Here is a 12414-nt window from a genome sequence, read left to right on the forward strand (position 1 = left end):
AATGCACGCTATGTGTAAATCAGTCGCCGGGGCTGCGCGATTTTCCCGGCGCCTGATTCGTCCTGCAGGACGGCTTCGCTAACATAACGTATGTCGAATTATGCGTAATATCATGTTACGTAATCAGGGCCAGTCCTCGTCAGATTTCAATAGGCAAACCCCTGTTGGCTTAACTCCTCGGTGATACCGACCTGGGCAAATCAGGTCGCGAAATGGCACCGCGTGGATTGCGCGTTATGAACGCGAAGAAAAACCCCAGGGCTCTCACGAACGTTGGGGTTTTCTTTTGCGTAAATAACCAGCCACTGGCCCTTAGGTCATACGACTTTTACGGCTAGTCAGCACACCGCTCACCAACACTATGGTGAACGCGATAACGTTGCCCGTCGTAACGCATTACTGGAAAACAAAAGCCCGGGCCGCCAACCTCGACATCAGGCCAACCATCACTGCCTTTGCTGGCGAGAAACTCAGCAAAGCCGCTTTCGTTGAGCATGAGTTTCCAGTCGCCGTCAGGCTGCTGACTGACCAGATAAAATCCAGTACCTGTCTGCCCATAACAGGAACCGCTGCCTTCGGTAATCAACGCATCCGGCCGGCCGTCACCGTTCAGGTCCTTAACCTGCTCGATGGTTGCCGGCGTGTAGCTACCGGTTTCCTCGATTTCGCACTCCGACGCCTCTTGGTTAAATCCAGCAGCGCGCAATGCCTTTATCTGCTCGCTACGCGGTAGTTCATCCGCCAGCGCCGTAGTACTGATCACGAAACACGCCACCCAAAGACCTAACGTAAACCTTCTCAGCATAGAGACCGTCCCTTTATGGCGCCCGCCGGTTTTAAGTATCGCGCATGTACCCAGATAAGGGTCAAAGATGAGTGAGCCCTGCCCTTGCAATATATCTGTATATTATAACTAAACTAAATGTCTATTTAGTTTAGTTATAATTAGGCGCATCAATAACCACTGGCCGTCGTCATCACTCCACCCACAATCGCAATCCCCGAGCTGCTGCCCAAGCGCGTCGCCCCGGCCTCAATCATCTTCATCGCCGTCGGATAATCACGCACGCCACCGGACGCCTTGACCCCAACGCCCGCGCCCACTGTTTTGCGCATCAGTGCAACGTCCTCAACGGTAGCGCCACTTTTGCTGAACCCTGTGGAGGTCTTGACGAATGCCACGCCCAAATCCCGGCAGATTTCACACGCCTGGACTTTCTGCTCGTCGCTCAGCAGGCAGGTTTCCAGGATGACCTTCAACGGCACTGCGCCGCAGGCTTTGTGGACCCAGTTGATGTCTTCGCGTACCGCGTCTAGCAAGCCCTCCTTCAGCCAGCCGATGTTGAGCACCATGTCGATCTCCCCTGCCCCGGCGGCAATCGCCCGCTCGGCTTCAAACGCCTTGGTGTCGCTCAAGCCGGCGCCGAGTGGGAAGCCCACTACCGCACAAATCACCACGGTCTTGTCGCTCAGGCACGAAGCGGCGTAAGGCACTTGCCCGGAGTTCAGGCACACCGAATAAAAACCGTGCTGCATGGCTTCCTCGCACAAGGTGCGAATCTGCTCACGGGAGGCGTCGGGCGCCAGCAAGGTGTGATCGATGTACTTGGCCAATGCTGCGGGTTGAAGTGTATTCATTTAACGTGCCCTTGCCTGTATGTTGCCAATGATTGTGGTGCGCTTGTCACAGCGCTCACATTAATACGTTACAATAATATCAGTAAATGTTACTTATCTAACACAAACAATCAAGCCCTGGAATACGCGTGGACAGTAAAAAAGCCGAGCGACTCAAGCTAATCCAACAAGCTTTGCAGGACCAGAACGCCATTCACCTGCGGGAAATGGCGGCACTGCTGGACGTTTCCGAGATGACCCTGCGCCGCGACCTCAACCACTTCACCGAGCATGTGCGTCTGCTAGGCGGCTACATCACCCGCGTCGGCACTGAGGCCAGCGATTACCGCGTAGCCGACCAGGACACGCGTCACGTCGAGGAAAAACGCCGCATCGGCAAACTCGCCGCCCGGCTGGTACAACCCGGTGACACGGTGTTTTTCGACTGCGGCACCACCTCGCCCTTTGTGATTGATTTCATCCCTGATGAGCTGGAGTTCACCGCCGTGTGCAGCTCGTTGAACGTGCTGCTCAGGCTGCAGAACAAGCCCAACTGTCACATCGTGTTGTGCGGCGGCACCTTTCACCGCAAGAACCAGGTGTTTGAAAGCAGCGCCGAAAGCAGCATCCTCGACAGCGTGCGCCTGACGTGGGCTTTTGTGACCGCCGCCGGCGTCAGCCAGGAATTCGGCGTGACGTGCTTCAACTTCAATGAAGTCGAGGTCAAGCAAAAGGTCCTGCGCCAGGCCCAGCAGCGTGTGTTGCTCGCCGACTTCAGCAAGTTCGACACTGTGCGCACCGCGCATTTCGCTGCCCTGGAAGACTTTCACTACGTGGTCAGCGACAAGAAAATCCCCCGCGGCTACAAAGACCTCATCGAGGCCAGCGGCGCGCAACTGCTGGTTTAACCCAGCAACTTGTGCCGCTCTTGGGCGTTCAAGTAACCGGTGGTCACGCTGAACGAGGCGCTGGCCCCGGCCGCCAGCGAACGCACGTGACCTTTGGCTTTTTCCGCGTTATAGCCTTCGGGTTCGCAGGTTGATGGCAGCACGAACGCGGCCACTTGCTGATCCGCTGAGTGCAGGATCCAGCGTGCGGCGTGCTCGAATTGCTCGGGGCGATAACGGGTGTAGAACGCAGCACCATCGGGGTGATCGAGCAAGAAGTGCGCGTGGCCGGTGGCGTCAGTGCCAACCTCGTCGAAGAAAAACACGATTTCTGGATCGTACAGCGCCGGCCGCTCCAGGCACGCCAGCTGAGCGGGATGCTCAGCGAGTTGCGCCATGTAGGCGCTCCAGTCCGGCGTCGGCTTGACGTGGCCCGGCACACTGGTGCGCAGGCGCAGGCGCTGCATGCCCAGCGGCTCGACAAACCGGGCACCGGCCACATAGGCGTAGTTCATGTGAGCCATGTACATCAGGTCCATGGGTTTGCCAGCCAGGTTCGTCACGTCCATGTCGATATCGAATAACGCCGAATCGGCGCGCAGCGTGACGCTCGGGCACGCCCGGTAGCGATCGCCGAAGCCCTTGGCGTATTGGTACGAGCCGCCCAGGCGCACAAAGCCCTCGCCGATTTCCAGCCAGGCGGTGTCCGTTGGCGCGCAAGGCATCTCGCCGTGCAACGCATGAGTGTCATCCGGCGCCGGGCAGCCGTTGCGCAGCAGGCCACTGTGAAACATGAAGCAGCCGTAGGTATCGATCACCGTCGGGCTGGGCCTTGGCTGCTCGAACAGGTTCGTCATGGTCAGGTCGCAGCCGTCGAACACGGCCGACCAGATCATCTGCCCTTGATACGGCAGCACGACCAAACGTCCACGGCAGTTCTCCAGGCTCACGGCCAGCACGCCGGACGGATAGGTCCAGGCACTGACCTTGAAATCCTCAGACTGCAACAGGATCTTTTCCTGTTCGGCAAACACGGCGCGATACAGCGGGATGCACGTGTTCATGAGACCACCGCCGCGGCCACACTGGAGGGTGATGTGTCTGACTGGCGCAGGCATTTGACCGCATACATCACAATCACGATAAAGCACAGCAACGGCACGCTGTAGGCCAACTGCATGTTGCCACCGCTGGCGTCGGACAACAGGCCTTGGAAGATCGGAATCACCCCGCCACCGACGATACTCATCACCAGCAAGGAACCACCGACACCGGTGTCTTCACCCAAGCCATCGATGGTCAGGCCGTAAATGGTCGGCCAGCACGGGCCGAGAAAAATACTCACACCCACCGCTGCATATACCGCCGAAATGTTCGGCACCAGAATGGTGTAGGCCAGCAGCACAATGCACAGCACACCGTAGATCGCCAAGACCTTGGCCGGGTGCAGGCGGCGCATCAGCAGGTTGGCGATCAACTTGCCGACAAAGTACGCGGCAAAGGTGGTCATCAGGAACCATGATGCACTGCGCTCATTCATGCCGCCCATTTGCATGGCCAACCGAATGGTGAAACTCCATACGCCGACCTGCGCGCCCACATACAGAAACTGCGCGAGTACGCCGAAAGTAAAACGCGGGTTGCGCCACAACCGCCCCAGGCTTTTACGCAAGCTACCGGACTTGTTGTCGACGGGCTTGTTGCCCTTGCAGGCGGGGAAACGGGTGATCGCGATCAGGATAAACATCAGCACCAGCACCGCGATCATCCACTTATAAGGCAGCAGCGTGGACTGGATCATTTGCAACTGCTGCACCGCCGCATCCGTGGCGCTCATCTGTGTCAGTTGCTCGGTGGTGGCATCGGTCTCCTTGAACATCACGAAGCTGCCCACGTAAACCCCAGCCATGGCGCCGAACGGGTGAAAGGTCTGCGAGATGTTCAAGCGCCGCGTCCCGGTTTCCCGTGGGCCCATCAGCGTCGAGTAGGTGTTGCAGGCGGTTTCGAGGAACGACAGGCCGGCGGCAATCACAAACAGCGCGAGCAAAAACATGCCGTACTTGGCCGTAGACGCTGCGGGGAAAAACAGCAGGCAACCGAACATGTACAGCAACAGGCCAATCAGAATCGTGCTTTTGTAGCTCAAGCGGCGCACCACCATGGCGGCCGGGATCGCCACAAAAAAGTAGCCCAGGTAAAACGCCGACTGCACAAAGGCGGTCTGGAAATCGCTGAGCAAAAACGCTTTCTTGAAATGGGCGATCAGCACGTCATTCATGCTCGCCGCCGCGGCCCACAACGCGAAGATGCTGCACAGCAGGATAAAGGCGAACCACGGCGTGCGGTTCAGGTAAAAACCATCGGGTGTCTGTTGCAGCGCAGGTTTGTTCATTATTGTTCTCCGGGCTGAATTGATGGGTTTAGCGCTGTTGCTGGAAGCGCGCGAACGCTTCGCTGTCGGGATAGGAGGTTTGCGTACCCAGCGCCGTTACCGAGCACGCGGAATACGCCACGGCCTGCTCCATGGCCTGGCGAATGCTGCCGTCGCGGTTCCAGTGCTGAATGAAGCAACCGATAAAGGCGTCACCGGCGCCGGTGGTGTCACGGGCCACAACGCGCTGGCCCGGCACCTGGAACTCGCCCTCCTCGCCCACATATAACGCGCCCTGCTCGCCAAGGGTGACGATCACATGGCGGATGCCGCTGGCCACCAGCGTGCGTGCGGCAGCGCGAGCCGAGTCCGGCGAGTCCACGGTAAGGCCGGTGATCAACGCCAGTTCCGATTCGTTGGGGATCAGGAAATCCAGCTTCGCCAAGTGCTCAGCGTTTAAGCCCGCCAGGGCCGGTGCCGGATTCAGCAGCACGGCGATGCCATGCCGGTGCGCAAACTCGATGGCGTAGTAGACTGTCTCCAGGTTGATCTCCAGCTGCAGCACAATCAGCGTGCAGCCACGCAGGTCGGCTGCTGCGGCATCGATGTCCGCCGTCGACAAATGCGCATTGGCGCCTTTGACGATCAAAATGCTGTTGTGGGAATCGGCACGCACAAAAATCGGCGCTACGCCGCTGGAGACGCCAGGCACCCGCTGCACATAACGGGTGTCGATGCCAAAGCGCTGGAAGTTGGCCAGGGTGTTGTCGGCAAACATGTCGTCGCCGACCTTGCTCAGCATCAATACATCCGCCCCAAGCTTGGCTGCCGCCACCGCCTGGTTGGCGCCTTTGCCGCCGCATCCCAGGGCAAATCCCGGTGCTTCCAGGGTTTCGCCCTGGGCTGGCATGCGGTCAATGTAGGTAATCAAATCCACCATATTGCTGCCGATGACTGCGATCTTGCTCATTGCTATTCCACCTTGTTGCGTCACGGCCAGGCAGGTCGTGATGCTCTTATTTTGTTATTTAAATAACATTGAGTGTGAATATTCAATCTTTTTCTGCGCAGAGAGATCGACGGACGACGTAGGACGCTTTCGCTGCCAAGCAAAACCTCAGCCGCCAGCTTTCAAGCGCTAAAAATGTAGCGGCTGTGTAAACGCCACCTTGTAACCCCACGGGCCGCTCTCTAAGCTGGCCGGTCTTTCGCCGTAACCCGGAACACCCCATGTCTCGAAGCATCGCCCACCTCGCCTTATTGCTGGGGTTGATCACCGCCATCGGCCCTTTCGCCATCGACAGCTACCTGCCCGCCCTGCCCACCTTGGGTGCCAGCCTGCACGCCTCGCCGGCGGCGGTGCAGATGAGCCTCACGGTGTTCTTCATGATCATCGGCGTGTGCCAGCTGTTCTACGGCCCGATCAGCGATGTGTACGGTCGCAAGCCGCCGATCTATCTCGGCCTGGTGATATTCGCCGTGGCCAGCGTCGGCTGTGCACTGGCCCCCACTATTGAAGTGCTGATTGGGTTTCGGGCCCTGCAAGCGTTCGGCGCCTGTGCCGGCATGGTCATTCCGCGGGCGATCGTTCGCGACCTGTACACCGGCCATGAGGCCGCGCGCCTGATGGCCCTGCTGATGCTGGTGATGAGTGTGTCGCCGATCCTGGCGCCCTTGGCCGGCAGCGTGGTGATTTCACTCTGGAGCTGGCGCGAAGTGTTCGCGGCACTGGCGGTCGTGTCCGTGCTGTGCCTGGTGATGACCATTGTGCAATTGCCGGAAACCCACCCGGCCGAGCGCCGCTTGGGCAAGACCCTGGGCAACGCCATCGGCAGTTACGGCGCGCTGTTGCGCGACCCGGTATTTATCGGTTTAGCGGTGGTCAGCGGCTTCGGCCTGGCCACCTTCTTCGTGTTTATTGGCAGCGCGCCGTTCGTGTACATCGAATACTTCGGCCTGACACCCACACAATTCAGCCTGTGCTTTGCGCTGAATGCCGCCTCGTTTTTCGCTATGAGCCAAATGACCGCACGCCTGAGCGCGCGCTTTGGCCTGGCGCCGGTGATTCGTTGGTCGGTGATGGCTGTCGCGGCCGTCATGGTCTTGCTGGCAGCCACCACGCTGTGGGGCAACCACTTGGCGGTGATGATGACGATGCTGTTTATCGGCTTCGGTTTCCTCGGCCTGCTGTTGCCGGCGGCCGGCGTGTTGTCCCTGGAAGACCACGGCGCCGTGGCCGGTGCTGCCTCGGCACTGCTGGGTGCGATCCAGATGATTACCGCCGCCGTGTCGATGACATTGGTTGGGCTGTACGCCGACCATACGCCCGCACCAATGCTGGTTGGCATTGCCCTGTGTGCAGTCGCCGCGATGCTGACCGCCTTCTGGACACTGCGCCGTTTGCCGGCGCATCTGCAACCTGCGCCGCGCACCTGATACGCAGCATCAACCCAGCAACGCCGGCCCTGAATGCACAAGGCCAATCAGGGCCACGGCCAGCAGCACCAGGCACGCCACGCGATTGATACCGACGCGGTATTTCAGCGCGAACGCCTGGTGCGCGACAGCGATGTAGCCTGCCAGCACCACAAAGTCGATCAGCACCCACAGCCCGGTCAACCACGCCACGCTGGCACTGAATGAGTCAGCCACGTGGATGAATTGGGGGAAGAAGGCGACAAAGAAAATGATGTCCTTGGGGTTGGAAATGCCCACCAGGAAACCGGTGCCGACCCCGCTGCGCGATCGTCCGGCCTGGATGCCCTGCCCAGGTGGGCTACGCAGCCCCTGGATCGCCAAGTGCAGGATAAACAGGCAGCCGAAGAAGCTGATCCCACTGAGCAACCTTGGGCTCACGGAAAAACTCCCCGACAAAATCAGCACCGCCAGCAGCGCCAAGATCAACGATGCCAGGTTGGTGCCTGCGGCTGTCCACAACGCGCGCCGGCTGCCGGCTTGCAGGCTGGTGTTGATGATCAGCGCCACCACCGGGCCGGGCGTGACGATCAACGCCACTACGCTGAAGACATAAATTAGAAGTAACGAGGTATTCATCGAGCCAGTGCGCCTTATTGGGTTCAGGGGCTGGCAGCGTGCGCCAGGCGACGCGCGTTGAAAAACGTAAAAGCCTGTGCCCTACTATGAGTATTAATCACAATGACAAGCCCCCATGGCCGAACGACTCCCCCCGCTGTATGCCCTGCGCGCCTTTGAAATAGCGGCTCGCACGTCCTCGTTTACACGTGCGGCGCAAGAACTGTCATTGACTCAAAGTGCGATTAGCCGCCACATCAAAACCCTGGAAGGCATCCTCGATTGCCGTTTGTTCGAGCGCCACGGGCCACGGCTGGAATTGACCGTCGCCGGCGAACGGCTTGCGCAGGAACTCAAGGTTGGCTTTCGCATCATCGAGCAAGCGTGCGCACCCTTCCGGGCCGGCACCGGCGATCTGCGCTTGAAGGCGCCGTCGACGCTGACCATGCGCTGGCTGCTGCACGCCCTGGACGAACTCAAGCTCAGCACGCCTGAACTGGCTATCCAACTGGCGAGTGTCTGGATGGATTTTGACAGCGTGGACTTCTACGCCGAGCCTTACGACTGCGCAATTTTGCTTGGCAACGGTCAGTTCGGCTCGGAGGTGCAGACGCACAAACTGTTCGATGAATGGCTGATCCCGATCTGCGCGCCCGGTTGGGTGGGTACTGAGCTGGCCGATACCGAACTGGTCCACCCTACCCCTGACCGCCGCGACTGGCGACGCTGGTTGGCGGCCCAGCCACTTGATGCATGCGTCAACCTCGACCGCGGCAAAGTTTTTGACACGCTCGATCAGGCGATCTCGGCCGCCATGCGCGGCCACGGCGTTTCAATTGGCGACCTGCACCTGGTGGCCAACGATGTACGCGACGGCCTGATCAAGCTGCCCTACGCCACCGCCGTGGCCTCCGGCGACGCTTACTACCTGGTGTGGCCCAAATCGAGCCGGCACGGCCCCAAACTGCGTGAACTGTGCGAGTGCCTGACACGACTAGTCCCAGCGCTAGACTTGCCAGGCCTTGAGTTCCTGCCTGCGGGCCACTGACACCATTCGTCGGGCGTGCCGCACATTCGCTACAACTATCGCCGCCGGCAAAACTACTAACTCCATAGCACCCTTGAACCGTTATGGAGACTCAGATGACTGACTACCCTCGCCCACCTTTCGCCCCTCAAGCCCAGTCGGTGCCCGGTTCGCAGAAGAAAATGGACCCCTACCCCGACTGCGGCGAAAAGAGCTACAAAGGTTCCGGTCGGTTGGCCAACAAGATCGCCCTGATCACCGGCGCCGACAGCGGCATTGGCCGCGCGGTCGCCATTGCGTTTGCCCGTGAAGGTGCCGACGTGGCCATCGCCTACCTGGACGAGCACGACGACGCCAAGGAAACCGCGCGCTGGGTCGAAGAAGCCGGCCGCCAATGCCTGCTGCTGCCGGGCGATATTGCGCAAAAAACCACTTGCCAGGCGCTGGTGGACAAGACCGTCGAACAGTTCGGCCGCATTGACGTGCTGGTCAACAACGCCGCGTTCCAGATGACCCACGAAACCCTCGAAGAGATCGAAGATGAAGAATGGGTGAAAACCTTCGATATCAACATTACGGCGATGTTTCGCCTCTGCAAAGCCGCCCTGCCCCATATGAAAGCCGGCAGCTCGATCATCAACACCAGTTCGGTCAATTCGGACATGCCCAAGCCCACGCTGCTGGCGTATGCCGCCACCAAGGGCGCCATCGCCAACTTCACCGGCGGCCTGGCGCAGTTGCTTGGCAGCAAGGGCATCCGCGTCAACAGCGTCGCGCCGGGCCCGATCTGGACGCCGCTGATCGTAGCGACCATGACCGACGAAGACGTCAAGAGTTTCGGCAGCGAAACCCCGCTGGGGCGTCCCGGCCAACCGGTGGAAGTGGCGCCGATCTATGTTCTGCTGGCCTCGGATGAAGCCAGCTACATTTCGGGTTCGCGCTATGGGGTAACTGGCGGCAAACCGATCCTATAAGCCTCACACACAGTCGAATGTGGGTGCTGGCGTGCCGGTGATGGCAGTTATGCCTGATAAACCGAGGTGTTTGCATCTCAGCGGTGCGGCGATCCGACAAGCCAGCTCCCACAGAAAAGCAGCTCTTCTTCTGCTCTGTTGTTGCCCTGCTTTTGCTTCTACCACTCAGGTCGGCTACTAGGCCGCCGTGCTCTGCTTTTGATCTTGATCTGAGGCGCCCCGTTAACCACGATGGCCGAACGCAGGCTTGAATCCGTGGGTAACCCGGCAGGACGCCGGGTTAGCCGCGCTGGGCCAAGGATGGCCCATCGCGGCGGCCCACGGATTCAAGCCTGCGTGCGGGCATGCCGAGCCTAAGCGAGGCACCGAGTGGTGGGGCAAAGCGTTTTTGGTTACTTTTTAGGCGTTTGTAAAAGTGACTCGCTGTAAGAGCGAAACCCTAGGTGGCCGTTACCGCAGCAATGGATATGCACTCAATCCGCCTAAACCCGTCAAAGGCTCGGCGCAAGTGCTACCCGACACTACAAATCAAACCGATCCACCGCCCGCCGCCGCTCATTGTCGTCGCGCACGTCATAACTGGCAGTGGTCTGGATATTGGTGTGGTGCGCCAGTTTCTGCGCAATCGACAGGTCATGTTCTTCAATCACCCGAGTGATGAAGGACCGCCGAAAGTCATGCGGCATGATCTTCACGCCTACCTGTTCGCCGCGCTGGCGGGCGATGTAGTAAATCGCGTGCTTGGTGATGCGTTCACGGGTGATATGGCTGCCACGGCGAATGCGGTTGAACAGGAACGTATCGTCCTGCTCGCCGTCCTTGAGCTGTTCGCGACGAAACTCCAGCCACGCCGTGAGCTTTTCAAAGGCCCAAGCCGGCGCATACTTGATCAGCTCCTTATTGCCCTTGCCGGTCACGCGCAAACTGCGCTCTTGGAAGTCGACCTGCGCCAGGTCAAGGTTTACCGACTCCGACTTGCGCATACCCGACCCATACAGAATGCCGATGACCGCCGCATCACGCAGGCCCTGCGGGCGCGGGTCGGCGGCGCAGACTTCCATCATTTCGCGGATCAGCGTGCGGCGCAGGTTACGGCCCTGCCCCAGGCGTGTACCGGGCGCGGCCTTGACCGAGCGCATCTTGAGCAAGTGGTCCTGGCTGATCAGGCTCATGCGCCAAGCTTCGTTCATCACCCCACGCACCGCATTCACATACAGCGATGAAGTGTTCGGCGCATAACCGTCCTCGCGCAAGGCGGCGACCAAGGCAATCACGTGTTCGGGCTGGAGCAAATGCCAGTCGATCTCTTCGAGGTTGATGTCTTCGAAGCCCAGGCGGTCGGCAGCGTCTTGCAGCACGTAGCGCATGGTCAACTGGCTGGAGGGCGCCAGGCGGGTGAGGTAGAGGGTCAGCGGGTTACGGATAGACTCAGTCAAAGTAGATCAGCCTTTGGATTAAATACCTCAAGCAAGCTGTTGTTTAATCGAAGTATTTAGTGAATTGGCGAGGGCCAAGTCTAACGCAGTAGCGGCCCTCACACAAAATCACGGAGCCGACTCGTCATCCTCGGTCGGGTCCTCGGGCTGCGGCTGGGTCTGGGACTGGCTCCACTCGGTGTCTTGCTTGTGCATCAGCGCAAACCAATGCTGGCGCATAAACGCCAGGTAGCTGTCCGGCGCCTTGGCAAAGTCCTTTTCATCGCCATAGCAGCCTGGCAACGGCAACTCAGTGCCCTGCTCCTTGTACTGGCTGACCAGCGCCTGTTGCGCCGCAACGCTGCAATCCTTTGGCAGCGGCATGCCACGCAACGCACCGGCCTCCTCATCCCACCAACTCGCGCCGATGCGATCGACACCGCGCAGGCGGTACTTCTGGGACTTGCCCACGTGCATGATCAACTTGAATTCGTTGGGGCTGACATCGCTGGTGCAGGTGCGCGAATAGCCCACGGTGGCCTGGGTGATGCCATCGCCGGCAAGGTCGGTAACCTTGGTCGCCGCCATGTCAAAGCGCAGTGCCGCATCGAATTGGCAATGCTGCACATCGTCATAGAGCATCCACACCCGCTTGGGATGATCGCCGCCCAGCAAATACTGGGCCGCGTAGACAGATGACGACTGGGTGCCGTCATCGTCACGCTCGCTGACCTGTTCGGCGAGTACCAGCAGATTCTTGCCTTGGTGGTCGTCCCAGCTGTAGGCCGCGACTTGTTTACCGCGCACTTCAACGCCTTCCGGCACCTGCTCGACCGTGGTGAGCGCCACCCCATCATCCGCGCGAACGGTCGTGACACAGGCCACAGCCATCAACAATCCCATCAACGCCGGCCGCAACTGGCCGCGTAAAAGCTGCACGCTATTCATCCGAGTACCCTGGCAAGAGATGGCTTACTTTACCGGCACTTGAGGGCCAATGCAGAGAAGATTGTTGAATAAGACCAAGGACCGACGGCACCGCCGAAAAAACCATCGAAATTTACCCGTCAATGGCGGCCAAGGCGGCTTT

At 59.6% G+C, this 12414-nt stretch carries 12 protein-coding genes; 4 read left to right on the forward strand and 8 right to left on the reverse strand.

All coding sequences use genetic code 11. From position 1 onward, the window contains the following. Positions 1 to 334: 334 nt before the first annotated feature. On the reverse strand, positions 335 to 763 hold the full coding sequence (locus tag KZH41_RS15620; RefSeq protein WP_094952618.1) for a hypothetical protein: 429 nt from the start codon (positions 761 to 763) through the stop codon (positions 335 to 337). Positions 764 to 954: 191 nt separating this feature from the next. Continuing rightward, entirely contained in the window at positions 955 to 1638 is a 684-nt protein-coding gene (gene deoC / locus KZH41_RS15625) for a deoxyribose-phosphate aldolase (protein WP_094952595.1), read from the reverse strand. Between the two features lie 128 nt (positions 1639 to 1766). Between deoC and deoR the strand changes: the two genes are divergently transcribed. Continuing rightward, the gene (gene deoR / locus KZH41_RS15630; RefSeq protein ID WP_094952596.1) at positions 1767 to 2525 is read left to right on the forward strand and encodes a DNA-binding transcriptional repressor DeoR; all 759 of its coding nucleotides are present in this window, start codon (positions 1767 to 1769) and stop codon (positions 2523 to 2525) included. Here deoR and KZH41_RS15635 read toward each other — a convergent pair. From KZH41_RS15635 to rbsK, 3 genes are read right to left on the reverse strand one after another with little or no spacing between them, the layout of a single operon-like run. Further along, positions 2522 to 3568 carry an aldose 1-epimerase family protein gene (locus tag KZH41_RS15635; protein ID WP_094952597.1) on the reverse strand — a complete coding sequence of 349 codons (1047 nt, stop codon included), beginning with the start codon at positions 3566 to 3568 and terminating at the stop codon, positions 2522 to 2524. The two genes, deoR and KZH41_RS15635, sit on opposite strands and share 4 nt — an antisense overlap. Continuing rightward, positions 3565 to 4896, reverse strand: coding sequence for an L-fucose:H+ symporter permease (gene fucP, locus KZH41_RS15640; RefSeq protein ID WP_263272922.1), 1332 nt, complete (start codon positions 4894 to 4896; stop codon positions 3565 to 3567). Before fucP ends, KZH41_RS15635 begins: the two co-directional genes overlap by 4 nt. 28 nt (positions 4897 to 4924) lie before the next feature. After that, positions 4925 to 5845 carry a ribokinase gene (gene rbsK, locus KZH41_RS15645; protein WP_263272924.1) on the reverse strand — a complete coding sequence of 307 codons (921 nt, stop codon included), beginning with the start codon at positions 5843 to 5845 and terminating at the stop codon, positions 4925 to 4927. A 260-nt stretch (positions 5846 to 6105) separates the two neighbouring features. Between rbsK and KZH41_RS15650 the strand changes: the two genes are divergently transcribed. Then, positions 6106 to 7311 (forward strand): multidrug effflux MFS transporter, encoded by a 1206-nt coding sequence (locus tag KZH41_RS15650; protein WP_094952600.1) that lies wholly within the window; start codon positions 6106 to 6108, stop codon positions 7309 to 7311. Positions 7312 to 7320: 9 nt separating this feature from the next. On the opposite strand, the gene KZH41_RS15655 is transcribed toward KZH41_RS15650, so the two are convergent. Next, positions 7321 to 7929: a LysE family translocator gene (locus KZH41_RS15655; protein ID WP_263272925.1), complete on the reverse strand. Its 609-nt coding sequence runs from the start codon at positions 7927 to 7929 to the stop codon at positions 7321 to 7323. 115 nt (positions 7930 to 8044) lie between these two features. On the opposite strand from KZH41_RS15655, the gene KZH41_RS15660 reads away from it, so the two are divergent. Together KZH41_RS15660 and KZH41_RS15665 are read left to right on the forward strand one after the other, a co-directional pair. Continuing rightward, a complete protein-coding gene (locus tag KZH41_RS15660; protein WP_263272927.1) occupies positions 8045 to 8956 on the forward strand; it encodes a LysR substrate-binding domain-containing protein in 912 nt (303 codons plus the stop codon). Positions 8957 to 9051: 95 nt separating this feature from the next. Continuing rightward, complete coding sequence (locus KZH41_RS15665) at positions 9052 to 9909, forward strand: SDR family oxidoreductase (protein ID WP_263272929.1); 858 nt, start codon at positions 9052 to 9054, stop codon at positions 9907 to 9909. 521 nt (positions 9910 to 10430) lie between these two features. Here KZH41_RS15665 and xerC read toward each other — a convergent pair. Further along, positions 10431 to 11345 carry a tyrosine recombinase XerC gene (gene xerC / locus KZH41_RS15670; RefSeq protein ID WP_242149519.1) on the reverse strand — a complete coding sequence of 305 codons (915 nt, stop codon included), beginning with the start codon at positions 11343 to 11345 and terminating at the stop codon, positions 10431 to 10433. Between the two features lie 108 nt (positions 11346 to 11453). Continuing rightward, a complete protein-coding gene (locus KZH41_RS15675) occupies positions 11454 to 12272 on the reverse strand; it encodes a M949_RS01915 family surface polysaccharide biosynthesis protein (RefSeq protein ID WP_263272933.1) in 819 nt (272 codons plus the stop codon). Positions 12273 to 12414 lie beyond the last annotated feature (142 nt).

Origin of the sequence: Pseudomonas sp. YeP6b (assembly GCF_025642995.1) — a bacterium.
Classification (GTDB): Bacteria; Pseudomonadota; Gammaproteobacteria; order Pseudomonadales; family Pseudomonadaceae; genus Aquipseudomonas.